Below are 16,768 nucleotides of genomic sequence, written 5' to 3'. Positions count from 1 at the left end.
ACTATCCTGACCGGCGGGTCGGAGTGGGCGCAACCAGCACCCTGACGCCCAGCGCTTCAAAGGCCGCAATATGCGACGGGCTGATCCCACTGTCGGTGATCAGATAGTGGATGTGGCTCCAGTCGCAGGGCAGGGCAAACATCGAGACCTTGTCGATTTTGCTGGAGTCCGCCACAACATAAACGGTACTGGCGGAGTTAATCATCGCCATTTTCACTTTAATATCGGTTTCACTGGGAAAGCTCAGGCCCAGCCGCGGCGAAATACAGGCGGTGGCGAGAAACAGCTTTTCCGCCAGCACATTTTCAAAAAAGCTGGCCGCTTTATCGCCCGACGTTGACAGCGTCGGAAACTTAAAGGTGCCGCCTGTCAGCAACACATTAATGCCCGGCTCACCGCCCAGTTTCAGGGCGATGTTGACGGCGGTGGTCACCACGGACAGACGGCGAATGTGGCTGATGGCATCGGCAATCGCCGTCGTTGTCGTACCGGAATCGAAAATCACCGTATCACCATTTTCGATGTGCTGCGCGGCCAAACGACCAATGGCGTCTTTCTCTTCCAGATGCGTCTGACGTTCAAGCTGCAACAGGCCGGTGTTCTGCTTGCCGGTCACCAGCGTTGCGCCACCATGATAGCGTTGTACAAACCCCTGTTTTTGCAGCATGCGCAGGTCGGTCCGCAGCGTGGCCTCGGTAAGCCCAAAGGTTTGGGTTAACGCTTTAACCGTTACCGTGCCGTCTTCCCGAATCATCTCTAAAATCTTTTCACGCCGCTGCTGCATTTCAGCTAACTGCTCAGTTTTGCTTTTCAATCGAAATGCTCCCTCTTTTACTTGCATCGGGCTTCGTGCATTCACGCGCTGTGAAAGAGTTTACCTTGCCGGTTTCGCGTTGGCGAGTGAGCCCCGACTCTCTGTGTGTTTTCGAACGAAAATGAATATGATTTATTGTCGCCTCCTGTCTCTCACCCTGTCACCGTTTGCACCGCCTGTTTCACTGGATCTGTAATCTGGATCACGGGATTTTAACGGGCCGTAGCTGCCTGAAGGGCATTTTCGCGAAATTTGATCTTAGCCACATTAACCATCAATTCGATAGCATATATTTTTGTTCGAAAATGATTGTAGGGAATTAAAAACCTGAGAGGACAGTCGGATGAGCAGTGAATATGACGTTAACCTGCGTTATGGCGTAGACAACAACATGGATCTCAGCGGCAAAGTAGCCGTGGTGACGGGCGGCCTGGGCGGCATTGCCATGGCCAGTAACGAGATGCTGTTGAAGAAAGGGGCTCGCCTGGCGCTGCTTTATCCGCCTTTTGAAGCCGAAAAAGCGGAACACCTGCGTGAGACGTTCGCCGGTCAGCCGGTGCAGCTGGTGTGCTGTGATGTGACGGAACCTGCCGACGTTGAACGGGCGTTCGGGGCGGTGGAAAACCACTACGGACATATCGACATTCTGGTGAACTGCGCGGGCTATGTGATGCTCCAGCCGGTGCTGGACACCGAATTTGCGGAATGGCAAAAGCAGATCGCCGTCAATCTGACCGGGCCTTTTCTGTGCTCGCAGGCAGTGGCGAAACGCATGGTCCGGGCTGGCAACGGCGGCAAGATTATTAATATCGCCTCTCAGGCGGCGTCCATCGCTATCGACAACCATGTGGCCTATACCTCGGCGAAAGCTGGCCTGCTGGGTATGACAAAGGTGATGGCGAAAGAGTTCGCCCCGCACCGCATTAACGTCAATACCTTATCACCGACGGTGGTACTGACGCCCATGGGCGAAAAAGCCTGGCGCGGTGAGAAGGGCACAGAAATGAAAAAACTCATCCCCTTGGGCCGCTTTGCCTATACCGACGAAATTGCCGCCGCCGTCCTGTTCTTTGCCAGCAATGGCAGCGACATGATCACCGGTGCTGACCTGATGATCGACGGTGGATTCACCATCTGGTAAGGCGACCGGCCCCGTCATCTTTTCCCTGCCACAACGATAATAGCGAGACATCACCATGAAAAAAACGACGTTGCTCTGTACTTCGATTGCCGCCTGCCTGTTTTCCCACGCGGCGCTTGCCGTGGAAAAGGGCACCATCATGATTTTGGTTAACTCCCTGGATAATCCCTATTACGCCTCAGAAGCGAAGGGGGCCAATCTGAAAGCGCAGGAACTGGGCTACAAAACTTCGGTGCTGTCTCATGGTGAGGATGTCAAAAAACAAAATGAGCTGATCGATGCGGCCATCGGCAAAAAAGTGCAGGGCATCATTCTGGATAACGCGGACTCGACAGCCAGCGTCGCAGCCATTAAGAAAGCGAAAGACGCCGGGATACCGGTGGTGTTAATCAATCGCGAAATCCCGGTAGACGATGTGGCGCTGGAACAAATCACCCATAACAATTTTCAGGCCGGTTCGGATGTGGCCAACGTGTTTGTCGAGAAAATGGGTGAGAAAGGCAAGTATGCCGAGCTGACCTGTAATCTCGCAGACAACAACTGCGTCACCCGTTCAAAATCCTTCCACCAGGTACTGGAACAGTATCCCGATATGCAAAGCATCGCCCGTCAGGATGCCAAAGGCACGCTTATCGACGGCAAACGCATCATGGACAGCATTTTACAGGCCCACCCGGACGTAAAAGGGGTGATTTGCGGTAATGGTCCGGTTGCGCTGGGCGCGATTGCCGCACTGAAAGCGGCAGGCCGCAACGATGTGGTCGTGGTCGGGATTGACGGCAGCAATGACGAGCGTGATGCGGTGAAAGCCGGGACCTTAAAAGCCACCGTCATGCTGCAGGCCCAGGCGATTGCCGCGCAGGGCATGACTGACCTGGATAACTACATCCAGAAGGGCGTCAAGCCGGAGAAACAACGTGTGATGTTCCGCGGCATTCTGATCACGCCAGACAATGCCAAAAACGTACAAGATTTTAACTACAAGTCGTAATTCACGCGTATTGCGCCCGTCTTTACGGGCGCCAGGGAGAATGTATGTACAACCGACTCTGTCTGATACTGGTGGTTGCCGCGCTGAGTGGCTGCCGTATTGTCTCGCAGCAGGAACTGGCCGATCTCAAGAATCCCCCCAATCCGCACATGGCCAACATCCACGCCCTCTGGCAGCAGAAGCTGGTTCCGCAGATCGTCGCTCAGGCCAGACCGCTGGGCGAGTTGATGCAGCGGCTGCAGGCAGAGAAGGATCTGGACAGCGCCTGTAAGGCGCTCGGCTATCGCTCACAAAGCGAAAACCCCTGTGTCTTTAGCGTCAGTGTCAGCGGCGATGTCACGGCGCTGGAGACCACCTCGCGCAACGGCAAAATGAAAGTCAAAGATGCATCAGGTGACACTGTCACTATTCAGACGGGCCCGATTATTCGTGGTACGGCGCTGCGGGATGCGTATAAAGGCACCAGCTATCAGGACTTCAACAATCAGGACCTGTTCAGTGATTTTGGCAAAGCCATTAATCAGCAGGCCGTCAACATGATGAAGGACAGCCATATCAAAACCGGTGATCACGTCCAGGTGGTAGGGGTGTTCAGTAGCTGGGATATTCCGCGCGCCCTTCCTGCTATCACGCCAGCCCAGATTACGCGTCAGTGAGGAGGTGATCATGCCTGAAGCGCAACCGCAAGACGACGTCATTATTGAAACGCGTGGCCTGTCACGCGTGTATCCCGGTGTGACCGCGCTGGATCAGGTCAATTATCGGGTGTATCGCAACAAAGTAAATGTGCTGATCGGGGAGAACGGCGCAGGCAAATCCACCATGATGAAGATGCTGGCGGGGGTTGAAACGCCCTCATCAGGTGAAATCTGGCTGGATGGCAAGCCGGTTACGCTCAGTTCCACTCATCAGGCTGAGAAGTTGGGCATCAGCATTATTTTTCAGGAACTGAACCTGTTCCCCAATATGAACGTGATGGACAACATCTTTATCGCCAACGAATTCTTTCAGCGCGGCGTCATCAATGAAAAGTACCAGTATCAGCTGGCCCAGGCGCTGCTGGAGCGGCTGGAGCTGGACGTCGATCCCTGTGCGCCGCTGGATGAGTTGGGCATTGGTCATCAACAACTGGTAGAAATCGCCCGGGCGCTGTCAAAGGACACGCGCGTGCTGATCATGGACGAACCCACCAGCGCCCTGAGTCAGTCGGAAGTCAAAGTGCTGTTCAACGTGATTGAGCAACTCAAGCGACGTGGCGTCACCATCATTTATATCTCTCATCGGCTGGAAGAACTGATGGAAATTGGCGACCACATCACCATTTTCCGGGACGGGCGCTTTATTGCGGAACGGGAGGTTCGCGAGGCCAGCGTGCCCTGGATCATTGCGCAAATGGTGGGCGACAAGAAAAAACACTTCGACTATCAGCCTGCCGTACAGGGCGAAACGGTACTGAAAGTCGACGGGCTGACGGCGCTGCATCAGAACGGCGGTTACCGCCTGAATGCAGTCAGTTTTAGCCTGCGCAAAGGCGAGGTGATTGGGATTTATGGTCTGCTGGGTGCCGGGCGAACGGAGCTGTTTAAAGGTCTGATCGGGCTACAGTCCTGTCAGGACGGGCATATCTGTCTGGGTGAGCAGCGACTGGATACCTGTAATTTTCAGCAGCGGCTCAGGCGTGGTATTGCGCTGGTGCCGGAGGATCGCAAGGGCGAAGGCATCGTGGGGTTGATGTCGATCACCGCCAACATGACGTTGTCCGATCTCAGCCTGCGCGGGTTTCGACGCGCGCTGGGCCTCGTAAACCCTGAACGGGAGCAGCAGCGGGTGAATGACATGATTCGGCAGCTGGCCATTAAAGTCAGCGACAGCGAACTGCCCATCACCTCGCTGAGCGGCGGCAACCAACAGAAAGTGGTGCTGGGCAAAGCGCTGATGACCGGTCCTCAGGTCGTCCTGCTCGATGAACCCACGCGCGGCATTGATGTGGGCGCCAAAACCGATGTGTACCACCTGATTGGTCAGCTGGCGCAACAGGGGCTGGCGGTCATGTTTTCGTCGTCTGAACTGGATGAGGTCATGGCGCTGGCCGATCGCATTCTGGTGATGGCCGACGGCCATATTACTGCCGATCTTCCCCGCGCGGATGCCACGCGCGAAAAACTGATTAGCGCGTCAACCCCGCAAGCCTGAGGTGCCGGAGAACTCCATGAACCAAAAATATCTGCTTTATATGTATATGCTCAAGGCGCGTACCTTTATTGCCTTACTGATCGTCGTCGGTTTCTTTAGCGTCATGGTGCCGAATTTTCTGACGCCCTCTAACGTACTGATCATGACGCAGCATGTGGCGATTACCGGCCTGCTGGCGATTGGCATGACGCTGGTGATCCTGACCGGCGGCATTGATCTCTCGGTGGGCGCGGTTGCCGGTATCTGCGGCATGGTCGCGGGGGCGTTGCTGACCGCAGGCATCCCGTTATGGGACGGGAACCGGCTCTTTCTGAACGTGCCGGAGGTGATTCTGGTGGTAGCGCTGTTTGGTGTGCTGGTGGGCATGCTTAACGGGGCGATGATTACCCGGTTGGGCGTCGCCCCCTTCATCTGTACCCTGGGCGTGATGTATGTCGCCCGTGGCGCGGCGCTGCTGTTTAACGATGGCGCGACCTATGCCAACCTGGTGGGCCTGCCTGCGTTAGGCAACACCGGCTTCGCGTGGTTAGGATCGGGCACCTTCCTGGGCGTGTACATTCCGATCTGGCTGATGATCGGCTTCCTGCTGCTTGGCCTTTATCTCACCCGTAAAACGCCGCTTGGTCGCTACATCTATGCGACGGGCGGCAATGAACCGGCCGCAAGGCTGGCCGGTGTGCCGATTATCAAAGTGAAAGTATTCGTCTATGCCTTTTCGGGTCTGTGTGCCGCACTGGTCGGCCTGATCGTTGCCTCCCAGTTACAGACTGCGCATCCGATGACCGGCAATATGTTTGAAATGGATGCTATCGGTGCCACGGTGCTGGGCGGTACCGCGCTGGCGGGGGGACGCGGTCGTCTCTCCGGCTCAATCATCGGGGCCTTTGTTATCGTCTTTCTGGCTGACGGCATGGTCATGATGGGCGTCAGTGATTTCTGGCAAATGGTGATCAAGGGCGTGGTGATAGTGACCGCCGTGGTGATTGACCAGTTCCAGCAGCGCCTGCAGAGCAAAGTGATACTGCTGCGTCGTCATGAAAAAAAGCAGCCGGTCACGCCACGGGCTGATATCAGTCATGGATAACAGGGGAGCAGCATGAACCGCAATTTTAGTGGAAAAACCGTGGTGATCACCGGTGCCTGCCGCGGGATTGGTGCCGGCATCGCCGCCCGCTTTGCCCAGGACGGCGCAAACCTTGTGATGGTCTCCAACGCTGATCGGGTATTTGCCACGGCCGACAGTCTTCGCGCCACCGGGGCCGCTATCCTGGCCCTGCAGGCGGATGTCACGGATGAAGCGCAGGTACAACGCCTGTACCGGCAGGCCGCAGAACGTTTTGGCGGCATTGACGTGTCGATTCAAAACGCAGGGGTTATCACCATTGATGCGTTTGATGCGTTGCCGAAAAGCGATTTCGAGCGCGTGCTCGCCGTCAATACCACCGGTGTCTGGCTGTGCTGTCGTGAGGCGGCCAAATACATGGTGCAGCAAAACGGCGGCAGCCTGATCAATACGTCCTCCGGCCAGGGACGCAAAGGCTTTATCTACACGCCGCATTACGCCGCCAGTAAAATGGGGGTAATCGGTATTACACAAAGTCTGGCACTGGAACTGGCGCGCTGGAACATTACCGTGAATGCGTTTTGCCCGGGCATTATTGAAAGTGAAATGTGGGATTACAACGATCGGGCCTGGGGAGCCATTCTCAGCAGCGATAAGAAAACCTATGGCAAAGGCGAGCTAATGGCGGAGTGGGTCGACACGATTCCGTTGAAGCGCGCCGGACAGCCGCAGGATGTGGCCGGGCTGGTGGCGTTTTTGGCCTCGGATGATGCGCGCTATATTACCGGGCAAACGATCAATGTGGACGGCGGATTGATTTTCTCCTGATCTTTTCCCCGGCGCGTTACGTCGGTGAGGGGTTATCTTAACCCCGTTTCATGCGGGGTTTGCCGCTTCGCTGAGCACAAATATCGCTTCAAATCATTAATCTGGGTCACATTATGCTAAAATAGTCTGCGCTGGTTTTGTCATTCTCGTTGAGAAACCACCTGATAATGTTTATGCCCGGACCTGATGATGTGATTTACAGACCTGTTCTTCTCGCGTTGACTGTCATGACGGCCATCGCCGCCGCCCCTGTTCGTGCGCTGCAAGCCGACAGTCAGATTCCTGCCACCCCATTTGGCGATCCCGCTCGTTTTCGGCAGTCGCTTGACGATCTTCCGTCGCTGGGGCATGTCGAGGAGGATCATCAGTGGAGTGAAAAACTGGCGAAGGCGGCGAAAAGCATTGCAGAAGCCAGTGAAAGCAGCAGCGATGTGACCTTTGGTCAGCAGGCCGGGCAGTGGGCGTTTAATCATCTGCGTGACGAAGTTGCGACGCGGGTGGAAACGGAAGGGCAGTCGCTGCTCTCTCCCTACGGCAATGCAGAGTTCGACCTGAAAGTCGACATGGACGGCAATTTTGACGGGACCGGCGGTAATCTGTTTAGTCCGCTGGCCGATGAAAACCGCTATCTGACGTTTAGTCAGCTTGGTCTACACGATACGGTGGAAGGGGTGGTCGGTAATGCGGGACTGGGCCAGCGCTGGGATCTGGGCAACTGGCTGTTAGGCTACAACAGTTTTATCGATCGCAGTTTTCGCAGCGGCCTCCAGCGCGCATCGGTGGGAACGGAAGCCTGGAGCAACAACCTGCGGCTCTCCGCTAATTACTATCATCCGCTTTCAGGATGGCGCAATCGTGACAGCAGCCAGCAATACCGCATGGCCGAAGGTTACGACATCACCACTCAAAGCTATCTGCCTTTTTACCGTCAGCTGGGCGTGTCATTCAGTTATCAGCAGTATCTGGGTGAAAAGGTTGATCTGTTTAACAGCGGTAATCGCTACCACAATCCGGCGGCACTCTCGCTCGGGCTGTCTTACACGCCCGTGCCGCTGGTGACCTTTACGGCCAGCCACAAAACCAGCAGTGCCGGCGAGACCCAGGATCAGGTTGGGCTGAAACTGAATTATCGTTTTGGCGTGGCTTTAAGCCGCCAGCTGGATGCCAGTAACGTCGCCGAGATGCGTTCGTTGCGTGGCAGTCGCTACGATACCGTCACGCGCAGCCAAACGCCGGTAATGGCTTACCGGCAGCGCAAAACCCTCTCCGTGTTTCTGGCGACGCCGCCATGGCAGCTTAATCCGGGCGAGAGCGTTCCACTTAAGCTGCAGGTACGCGCCAGTCATGCGATTGAGGGGCTGAGCTGGCAGGGCGACACGGCGGCGCTGAGTCTGACTGCTCCCCCGAACAACAGTGCAACGGACGGCTGGAGCGTGATTGTGCCGCCGTGGGACAGCACTCCGGGGGCCAGCAATACTTACCATCTGTCGGTTACGGTCGAAGACAGTAAACAACAGCGCGTCACGTCCAACTGGATCACCCTCAGGGTCCAGCCGCCGTTGTCGCTGGATGAGCCGCCCGCGGAACAGGCGGAGGCGCGCTCGCCGGTTACCGATCCGCTGAGCTTCAGTAACTAACGTCACAATAAAGTGTGATTTTTGTCACACTTTTTCACTGGTAAAAGCACACGCACACTCGCAGAATCGGCAAAAATATCCATTCATCTGCACACCATGATTCTTCGACCACCCAACCATTGGTTTATCCGCCTGTTTGCCTGGCATGGCTCTGTTCTGCCCGATATCCTGTTCCGCCTGTTTCTTAACCTGTTAATGTCGCTGCTCGCCCTGGCGTTGCTGGACTGGTATGAAACTTTGGGCATTAAGCTCACGCTGGCGCCGTTCAGCCTGTTGGGCGTCTCCATCGCTATCTTTCTGGGTTTCCGTAACAGCGTTTGCTATGCGCGATTCAGCGAGGCCCGCCTGTTACTGGGGGCGTTGCTGATTGCCTGCCGTAATATTTTGCGTCAGGTTATTGCCTTCTGTCCGGCAGATGCGGAGCGGGTGCAGGCCATGCTGCTGGCATTCTGTGCCAGTCTGAAACATCAACTCCGTCATACGGATGCACGTGACGACCTGACGCGCCTGCTGGGCAGCGAGGCCGAGGTGCTGCTGGGCCAGCACTCGGCGGCAAATATGCTGCATTTGCAATTGTCGCAGTGGCTGGCAAAGCAGCGACAAATAGGGGTAATCAGCGATATTGTCTGGAGCACGATTGACAACAACCTCAACCAGATTGCGGCAGTACTGGGAGGATGTGAACGGCTGGCCAGCATGCCGGTGCCGTTTGCCTATGGCTTGCTGCTACGGCGTACCGTTTATCTGTTTTGTGCGTTGCTGCCGTTTGCGCTGGCGCCGGACCTGCATGCGATGACGCCGCTGGTGTCGATGTTTATTTCCTACACCTTTTTGTCACTCGATACGCTGGCGGAAGAGCTGGAAATGCCGTTTGGCTATAAGAATAACCATCTGCCGATGGATGCTATCTGCATCAACATAGAAATCAATTTGCGGGAAATGTCGGGAGAGAAGGATCTGCCCCAACCGATGCAGCCAGACTGTCACTATCGCCTGAGCTGAGAGGACGGGGTAAAGAGAAACGGCCCGTCAGACACAGGCCGGGCCGTTTAACAATGAGGGGGTAACGCTTAGAACTGGTAGGTCAGACCGACGCCAGTAATATCGTCTGTTGCTCTGCCCAGCGCATTGTTTTTCTTCAACAGGTTAAATTTGTACTCTGCATAGACGGACATGTTTTTGTTGAAGTAGTAGGTGGCACCCACAGAGGTGTACTTGTAAAGATCGCCGTCGCCAATCCCTTCGACATCTTTCGCTTTCGATGTGACATAACCCACGGAAGGACGGAAGCCGTTCAGGAACTGATACTGAGCCACGAGTTCCAGATTTTGCGTTTTATTCGCAAAGCCCGAAGAATTACCCACTTTGATTGGGGTGGCGTTGAGCGTTTCACCGTACATTGCGGCCAGGTAAATCTGGTTAGCATCGTACTTGGCGGCCGTTGCCCACAGCTGCGCTTTATCACCGCGACCAAAGGCCGCGCTGTTCTGTGCCGTAATGCGGTTCAGGCTGGCAAAGGAGCCGACAAAGCTCAGACCAAAGTCAAAGTCATAGGATGTTGACAGGGCATAACCATCGCCATTCGAACGACGGACTTCCAGACCTGCATCCGTGGTGCTGGTACGGTCGTTTTTGCCTTCATACTGCGCCGCGACGTTCCAGCCCTTAACCAGACCGAAGAAATCTTTATTGCGCCAGGTCAGCAAACCGCCTGAACGCAGGCTCAGGAAGGCATCGGTGTTAGCGGAGTCACCACCAAATACCGGCAGCATGTCTGTATAGCCCAGTGCATCATAGACCAGGCCATAGTTACGACCATAATCCAGTGAACCCAGTTGACCAAATTTCAGACCGGCATAACCCAGACGGGTTTTGTTGGTGTTGTTGGCATCTGACCCTTCAGAGTTAGACAGACTGTACTGATACTGCCAGAAACCATAACCGGTGAGTTGATCGGTGATGGCGGTTTCACCTTTGAAACCGATACGAGTGTAGCTGGAGTCGCCATTATTCGAATCGTCTTTAGAAAAAAGACGCATGACGTTGACCTTGCCTGTTAAATCCAGCTTATTTCCGTCTTTATTATAAATTTGTGCGGCCTGAGCAGTCGGCAGGCCGATCAGTAACGGCATTAATGCCGCCACTAAAGTGCGCTTCATCATTTATTATTTACCCTGTGGTTGTCTTATTATTTGCCCCTCTGGTGGGGTGAAAAGAAAATGACACAAATTGTTAATTCAGCCTAGCGCAATAAGTGTAACTAAATGTGTATTTCAGGGAACTAAACGATAAAAACGCTTTTGCTGACTGGCTTGTGGCCGGTGTTATTGTTTTTCCTTATGAATTATCTGGCAATAAAAATAAGAAAATGTCATATATAACAGTCATTTGATATATATCATTAACGTGACCTGTTCAGACCAGTAAAAAAACGAAAGCGCTAGCGACCGTGGTGAAATAATCAACCTTTTATGACTAAAAAATAATCTAAAAAGGACAGATTTCATATCATTAGTCTGCGTGGTAATTGTAATTCTGGCCTGGTACAGGTTATTAAATTCCTGATAGTCACCCTGGAAATAAAATAAAAAAACAGATGAATAATTATAAATTATGAAACCAGGAGTGATTTATTCCAGTTCATTCTTTTGTCTTTTATTTGAGTTAATTCATCCCGGTCATAATAGTTTTCTTTTGTTTTGCACAACAACCATGCAAGCGCCCCATTGTGAGGCGCACTTTGCACGCTTTTAAACAAATAATTTATCAGCGATCACAAAAGCAATATTTCATATCGCCCTTGCATAATTCCGCTATAAAAAACGCTACTATCCCGTCTCCCTCAGACTGTTATTCACTATTTATGCATTTTAAATGAATTATCGCCACTCGTAAGTTATTGATAATTGGTTATGCGCTCCATTTTATGCATTTTAGTCCTTGGCTGGCACGTTATCTGCAATCTATCGTAGGACGAGTCTTTACATTCTTAACATTTAACAAACAAACAGATTACCCCTGGGGTACAGGAGAAGGACTATGCCACTGCAGGTTTCGCGTCATGATTTTGATCACTGGATGATGCCGGTTTATGCACCCGCCAGTTTTGTACCGGTCCGCGCAGAGGGCTCAACCGTCTGGGATCAGCAGGGAAAAGACTATATCGATTTCGCCGGCGGTATCGCCGTTAATGCGCTGGGCCATGCGCATCCCGCGCTTCAGCAGGCGCTTCAGGAGCAGGCTTCACGTCTGTGGCATACAGGCAATGGATATACCAATGAACCCGTTTTACGTCTGGCGAAACACCTGATCGATGCCACCTTTGCTGACCGTGTGTTCTTTTGCAACTCCGGGGCAGAGGCAAACGAAGCGGCGCTGAAGCTGGCCCGAAAAGTGGCACATGACCGGTTTGGTAACCATAAAAGCGGCATCGTCGCATTTAAAAATGCCTTTCATGGCCGCACGCTGTTTACCGTTTCTGCGGGAGGGCAGCCTGCCTATTCAAAAGATTTTGCGCCACTTCCGGCAGATATTCAGCACGCGGAATTTAACGATCTTGCGTCTGCTGCCGCACTGGTTTCCGATCAGACCTGTGCCGTCATTGTCGAACCTGTTCAGGGGGAAGGCGGTGTTGTTCCGGCAGAGCCCGCGTTTCTGCGCGGCCTGCGTGAACTGTGCGATAAACATCAGGCCTTGCTGATTTTCGATGAAGTGCAGAGCGGCGTTGGCCGGACCGGCTCGCTGTACGCCTATATGCACTATGGCGTGACGCCGGATGTCCTGACCAGTGCCAAGGCGCTGGGCGGTGGGTTTCCCATTGGTGCCATGTTAACGCGTGAAGACCTGGCGCAGGTGATGGGCGTGGGCACACATGGCACAACCTATGGCGGTAATCCCCTGGCGGGCGCGGTGGCAGGGAAAGTCATGGAACTGATTAACCGGCCTGAAGTGATGGACGGCGTGAAGATGCGCCATGACTGGATTATGGCGGCGCTGAATGACCTCAATCAACGTCTGCATCTGTTTAAAACGGTGCGCGGGTTAGGGTTATTGATTGGGGCCGTACTGAACGACGACTTTGCGGGGAAAGCCAAACAGATCAACCTCGCCGCCGCTGAACAGGGCGTTATGGTACTGATCGCCGGGGCTAACGTGGTGCGTTTTGCGCCGGCGCTGAATATCAGCGAACAGGAAGTAAAGACCGGTATGGCGCGCTTTGCCCAGGCCTGTGAACAGCTGTTTAAGGGCCAGGCATCATGATGGTGATTCGTCCGGTCGAGCGGGATGATTTGAGTCAGCTGATGGCACTGGCGGCAAAAACAGGCGGCGGACTGACCTCCTTGCCGGTTGACAGCGCCACGCTACAGGCCCGAATTGAACGCTCGCTGCATACCTGGCAGGGCACGCTGCCGCGTGCTGAACAGGGCTATGTGTTTGTGCTGGCTGACAGCCAGGACAATCGCGCGGTGGGGATCTGCGCCATTGAGGTGGCTGTAGGTCTACAGGAACCCTGGTACAACTTTCGGGTCGGCACACAGGTGCATGCCTCAAAAGAGCTGAACGTGTACGCCACGTTGCCGACACTGTCATTAAGCAATGACCATACAGGCAGTAGCGAACTCTGCACGCTGTTTCTGGATCCCGACTATCGTGACGGTAAAAACGGTTATCTGTTATCGAAGTCCCGTTTTCTGTTTATGGCGAACTTTCGCGACTGCTTTATGGCGCGGGTGGTTGCCGAAATGCGCGGCGTCAGCGATGAACAGGGGCATTCCCCGTTTTGGGACAGCGTGGGCATTCACTTTTTCTCGATGGAATTTCGCAAAGCCGATTTTCTGAGCGGTACCGGGCAGAAAACGTTTATTGCGGAACTCATGCCCAAGCACCCGCTTTATCTGCACTATTTAACCCCGGAAGCGCAGGCCGTCATTGGTCAGGTCCATCCTAAAACCGCGCCCGCACGTGCGGTACTGGAGGCGGAGGGTTTCCGCTACCGCCAGTATATTGACATCTTTGATGGCGGGCCGACGCTGGAATGTGACATTGATGACATCCGCGCCGTGCGGGACAGCCGGTTACTGACGGCACGAAAAGGCGAGGCCCGGCAGGATGCGCCACTTTGTCTGGTCGCCAACACCGATTATCACCGGTTTCGTGTCGCACTTATACCGGTCGATCCGAGCGCTGAACATATTCAGCTTAATGACGAACAGTTACAGGCGTTGCAGTGCCAGCCGGGTGACAGCCTGCGCGTAGTGACGCTGTGTAGTGAGGAGAAAAAGGCATGACGCACCTGATTAACGGACAGTGGCTCGCTGGCGAGTCAGATCACTTTTCCAAACAGGACCCGGTCAGCGGCGACACGCTGTGGCAGGGGTGCGCGGCTTCATCGGAGCAGGTTACAGCGGCCTGCCAGGCGGCCCGGTCGGCCTTTCCGGCGTGGGCAAGACAGCCTTTTGCCGCCCGTCAGGCCATCGTTGAACGTTTCGCGGTACAGCTCGAGAACCACAAAACCGCCCTGGCCGACTGCATTGCGCAGGAAACGGGGAAACCGCGCTGGGAAGCGCTGACGGAAGTGACCGCGATGATCAACAAAATTGCGATTTCCGTTAAAGCCTATCACGCTCGCACCGGGGAGCAGCAACAGGGCGAAAATGCCCTGCGTCATCGTCCTCATGGCGTGCTGGCGGTATTCGGCCCGTATAATTTCCCGGGCCATTTACCGAATGGCCACATTGTGCCCGCCTTACTCGCCGGTAACTGTGTGGTGTTCAAACCCAGCGAGCTGACGCCGGCCACCGCTGAGAAAACGGTACAGCTGTGGCGGGAGGCGGGCCTGCCAGATGGCGTCATGGGACTGCTGCAGGGCGGACGTGAAACCGGCCAGGCGCTGGCGGCTGAGCAGGGCATTGACGGCCTGCTGTTTACCGGTAGCGCACATACCGGTTATCAGCTTCATCGCCAGTTTGCCGGGCAGCCTGAAAAAATGCTGGCGCTGGAAATGGGCGGTAACAATGCACTGATCGTGGACGATCCCGCGGATACCGACGGGGCGGTGCATATCGCCATTCAGTCGGCCTTTATCACGGCAGGCCAGCGTTGTACCTGCGCGCGCCGCTTACTGGTCAAACGGGGCGCGGCCGGTGATGCCTTCCTGACACGGTTGGTTGAGGTAGCCGGGCGGTTGCAACCTGGCGCCTGGAACGCCGATCCGCAACCTTTTATGGGCAGCGTGATCTCCTGCGCCGCTGCCAAAAAAATTTATGCCGAATGGCAGCAGCGCGTCGCGGCGGGCGGCAAGATACTGCTGGCAATGCGCTGGCCCAACCGGCAACAGGCGCTGTTAACGCCCGGCATTATTGACGTGACCGCGGTAGACAATTTGCCGGATGAAGAAGTATTTGGCCCGCTACTGGCGGTGATGCGTTACGACGATTATCCGCAGGCGATTCAACTGGCTAACCAGACGCGTTACGGCCTGGCGTGCGGGTTAATTTCACCTTCCCGCGAGCAGTTTGACCAGCTGTTGCTGGAAGCGCGTGCCGGTATTGTGAACTGGAATAAGCCGCTGACTGGCGCTGCCAGTACGGCACCGTTTGGCGGGATTGGCGCCTCGGGTAACCATCGCGCCAGCGCCTGGTATGCCGCAGACTATTGTGCCTGGCCGATGGCCTCGCTGGAATCGCCGCAGCTTACGCTTCCGGCAACACTGTCACCGGGCCTGGATTTTTCACCGCAAGGAGGTCGCCCATGAAAGCCACAGAAGCCAACTTTGATGGGCTGGTCGGACTGACGCACCATTACGCGGGGTTGTCATTCGGTAACGAAGCCTCGACGCGCCATCAACACCAGCCGTCGAATCCGCGGCTGGCGGCAAAGCAGGGCTTACTGAAAATGAAAGCGCTGGCCGACATGGGATTTGTTCAGGGCGTGATCCCGCCGCATGAGCGGCCCGGCATTGCCGTGCTGCGTCAGCTGGGTTTTAGCGGCAGCGATGCGCAGGTCCTGGAAAAAGCCCATAAAACGGCCCCCGCGTTACTGTCAGCCGCCAGCTCGGCCTCGGCGATGTGGGTGGCCAATGCGGCAACGGTATCACCCTCAGCCGACAGCGCTGACCGTCGGGTGCATTTCACCGTCGCGAATCTCAACAACAAATTTCACCGTTCCATTGAAGCCCCGCAAACGGCCGCTCTGCTGCGAGCGCTGTTTCGCGATCCGCGACATTTTGTTGTGCATGATGCACTACCGCAGGTGGCCAGGTTTGGTGATGAAGGGGCGGCCAACCACAATCGTCTGGGCGGCGACTATGGTGACGCGGGTGTACAACTGTTTATCTATGGTCGCGACGGCCAGTCTGATACGGCCCCCCGACGCTACCCGGCCCGGCAAACCCGTGAAGCCAGTGAAGCGGTCGCCCGCCTGCATCAGCTCTCGCCTGAAAAAGTCATTTTTGCGCAGCAAAATCCGGCGGTCATCGATCAGGGCGTTTTCCATAACGATGTCATTGCCGTGAGCAATCAGCAGCTGCTGTTTTGCCATCAGCAGGCTTTTGTTGATCAGCCCGGTTTACTGGCGCAACTGCGCGACCGTGTGCCGGGTTTTGTCGCCCTGGAAGTGCCAACAGCCCGGGTCTCCGTGCAGGATGCCGTCAGTACCTACCTGTTTAACAGCCAGCTGCTGACGCGCCCGGATGGCAGCATGATGCTGGTGCTGCCGGAAGAGTCGCGCCAGCATCCCGGCGTCTGGGAATACCTGCGTGAACAGGTGGAAGGCGGCGGTCCGTTACAGTCCCTGCAGGTGTTTGACCTGCGGGAAAGTATGCACAACGGTGGCGGCCCCGCCTGCCTGCGGTTGCGCGTGGTATTAACCCCCGAGGAGCACCGGGCCGTTAACCCGGCGGTGCTAATGAACGATCACGTGTTCGCCACGCTGAACCAGTGGGTCGATAAGCACTATCGCGACAGGCTGACGCAAAGCGATTTAGGCGATCCGCAATTACTGGAAGAAGGGCGGGTTGCCCTTGATGAATTGACCAGGCTGCTAGACTTAGGAAATGTGTATACATTTCAGCAGTGAAGCAGGTGGTGCCGTCAGGGTTGCC

14 protein-coding genes are annotated in these 16,768 nt (G+C 55.3%); 12 read left to right on the top strand and 2 right to left on the bottom strand.

Annotated elements, in window-relative coordinates; genetic code table 11:
- Position 1: 1 nt before the first annotated feature.
- Entirely contained in the window at positions 2 to 814 is an 813-nt protein-coding gene (locus C1N59_RS11760; RefSeq protein WP_162285619.1) for a DeoR/GlpR family DNA-binding transcription regulator, read from the bottom strand.
- Between the two features lie 343 nt (positions 815 to 1,157).
- Between C1N59_RS11760 and C1N59_RS11755 the strand changes: the two genes are divergently transcribed.
- The 8 genes from C1N59_RS11755 to C1N59_RS11720 all read left to right on the top strand — a co-directional run bounded on the left by C1N59_RS11755 (position 1,158) and on the right by C1N59_RS11720 (position 9,669).
- Positions 1,158 to 1,955 carry a GolD/DthD family dehydrogenase gene (locus C1N59_RS11755; RefSeq protein WP_033741092.1) on the top strand — a complete coding sequence of 266 codons (798 nt, stop codon included), beginning with the start codon at positions 1,158 to 1,160 and terminating at the stop codon, positions 1,953 to 1,955.
- A 55-nt stretch (positions 1,956 to 2,010) separates the two neighbouring features.
- Positions 2,011 to 2,946 (top strand): D-ribose ABC transporter substrate-binding protein, encoded by a 936-nt coding sequence (locus C1N59_RS11750; protein WP_033741095.1) that lies wholly within the window; start codon positions 2,011 to 2,013, stop codon positions 2,944 to 2,946.
- A 44-nt stretch (positions 2,947 to 2,990) separates the two neighbouring features.
- Positions 2,991 to 3,602: a DUF2291 family protein gene (locus C1N59_RS11745; protein ID WP_110267593.1), complete on the top strand. Its 612-nt coding sequence runs from the start codon at positions 2,991 to 2,993 to the stop codon at positions 3,600 to 3,602.
- Positions 3,603 to 3,612: 10 nt separating this feature from the next.
- Positions 3,613 to 5,139 (top strand): sugar ABC transporter ATP-binding protein, encoded by a 1,527-nt coding sequence (locus C1N59_RS11740; protein WP_394549552.1) that lies wholly within the window; start codon positions 3,613 to 3,615, stop codon positions 5,137 to 5,139.
- Positions 5,140 to 5,155: 16 nt separating this feature from the next.
- Positions 5,156 to 6,223, top strand: a complete 1,068-nt coding sequence (locus C1N59_RS11735) for an ABC transporter permease (protein ID WP_006118931.1) — start codon at positions 5,156 to 5,158, stop codon at positions 6,221 to 6,223.
- 12 nt (positions 6,224 to 6,235) lie between these two features.
- The gene (locus C1N59_RS11730; RefSeq protein ID WP_162285622.1) at positions 6,236 to 7,030 is read left to right on the top strand and encodes an SDR family oxidoreductase; all 795 of its coding nucleotides are present in this window, start codon (positions 6,236 to 6,238) and stop codon (positions 7,028 to 7,030) included.
- 164 nt (positions 7,031 to 7,194) lie between these two features.
- Positions 7,195 to 8,667, top strand: a complete 1,473-nt coding sequence (locus C1N59_RS11725; RefSeq protein WP_394550839.1) for a YchO/YchP family invasin — start codon at positions 7,195 to 7,197, stop codon at positions 8,665 to 8,667.
- 96 nt (positions 8,668 to 8,763) lie between these two features.
- Positions 8,764 to 9,669 (top strand): bestrophin family protein, encoded by a 906-nt coding sequence (locus C1N59_RS11720; RefSeq protein WP_033741099.1) that lies wholly within the window; start codon positions 8,764 to 8,766, stop codon positions 9,667 to 9,669.
- 68 nt (positions 9,670 to 9,737) lie between these two features.
- Here C1N59_RS11720 and C1N59_RS11715 read toward each other — a convergent pair whose 3' ends face one another.
- On the bottom strand, positions 9,738 to 10,829 hold the full coding sequence (locus C1N59_RS11715) for a porin (protein ID WP_162285623.1): 1,092 nt from the start codon (positions 10,827 to 10,829) through the stop codon (positions 9,738 to 9,740).
- 877 nt (positions 10,830 to 11,706) lie between these two features.
- On the opposite strand from C1N59_RS11715, the gene C1N59_RS11710 reads away from it, so the two are divergent.
- The 4 genes from C1N59_RS11710 to astB are packed head-to-tail and all read left to right on the top strand — an operon-like array spanning position 11,707 to position 16,743.
- A complete protein-coding gene (locus C1N59_RS11710) occupies positions 11,707 to 12,927 on the top strand; it encodes an aspartate aminotransferase family protein (RefSeq protein ID WP_394549550.1) in 1,221 nt (406 codons plus the stop codon).
- Complete coding sequence (astA, locus tag C1N59_RS11705; protein ID WP_033741105.1) at positions 12,924 to 13,955, top strand: arginine N-succinyltransferase; 1,032 nt, start codon at positions 12,924 to 12,926, stop codon at positions 13,953 to 13,955. The genes C1N59_RS11710 and astA overlap by 4 nt, the downstream gene beginning before the upstream one ends.
- Positions 13,952 to 15,421, top strand: coding sequence for a succinylglutamate-semialdehyde dehydrogenase (astD, locus tag C1N59_RS11700; protein ID WP_394549548.1), 1,470 nt, complete (start codon positions 13,952 to 13,954; stop codon positions 15,419 to 15,421). Before astA ends, astD begins: the two co-directional genes overlap by 4 nt.
- Positions 15,418 to 16,743: an N-succinylarginine dihydrolase gene (gene astB / locus C1N59_RS11695; protein ID WP_205956382.1), complete on the top strand. Its 1,326-nt coding sequence runs from the start codon at positions 15,418 to 15,420 to the stop codon at positions 16,741 to 16,743. The genes astD and astB overlap by 4 nt, the downstream gene beginning before the upstream one ends.
- Positions 16,744 to 16,768: the final 25 nt, after the last annotated feature.

It is taken from the genome of Pantoea sp. SGAir0183 (genome assembly GCF_043545505.1).
The sequence above is the reverse complement of the archived record's forward strand: the minus strand, read 5'-3'. Positions and strand labels throughout refer to the sequence as shown.

Excerpts from the sequence above, each read along its gene's own strand:
- C1N59_RS11755 (WP_033741092.1), top strand. The coding sequence starts at position 1,158 with ATGAGCAGTGAATATGACGTTAACCTGCGTTATGGCGTAGACAACAAC.
- C1N59_RS11750 (WP_033741095.1), top strand. The coding sequence starts at position 2,011 with ATGAAAAAAACGACGTTGCTCTGTACTTCGATTGCCGCCTGCCTGTTT.
- C1N59_RS11745 (WP_110267593.1), top strand. The coding sequence starts at position 2,991 with ATGTACAACCGACTCTGTCTGATACTGGTGGTTGCCGCGCTGAGTGGC.
- C1N59_RS11740 (WP_394549552.1), top strand. The coding sequence starts at position 3,613 with ATGCCTGAAGCGCAACCGCAAGACGACGTCATTATTGAAACGCGTGGC.
- C1N59_RS11735 (WP_006118931.1), top strand. The coding sequence starts at position 5,156 with ATGAACCAAAAATATCTGCTTTATATGTATATGCTCAAGGCGCGTACC.
- C1N59_RS11730 (WP_162285622.1), top strand. The coding sequence starts at position 6,236 with ATGAACCGCAATTTTAGTGGAAAAACCGTGGTGATCACCGGTGCCTGC.
- C1N59_RS11720 (WP_033741099.1), top strand. The coding sequence starts at position 8,764 with ATGATTCTTCGACCACCCAACCATTGGTTTATCCGCCTGTTTGCCTGG.
- C1N59_RS11715 (WP_162285623.1), bottom strand. The coding sequence starts at position 10,829 with ATGATGAAGCGCACTTTAGTGGCGGCATTAATGCCGTTACTGATCGGC.
- C1N59_RS11710 (WP_394549550.1), top strand. The coding sequence starts at position 11,707 with ATGCCACTGCAGGTTTCGCGTCATGATTTTGATCACTGGATGATGCCG.
- astA (WP_033741105.1), top strand. The coding sequence starts at position 12,924 with ATGATGGTGATTCGTCCGGTCGAGCGGGATGATTTGAGTCAGCTGATG.
- astD (WP_394549548.1), top strand. The coding sequence starts at position 13,952 with ATGACGCACCTGATTAACGGACAGTGGCTCGCTGGCGAGTCAGATCAC.
- astB (WP_205956382.1), top strand. The coding sequence starts at position 15,418 with ATGAAAGCCACAGAAGCCAACTTTGATGGGCTGGTCGGACTGACGCAC.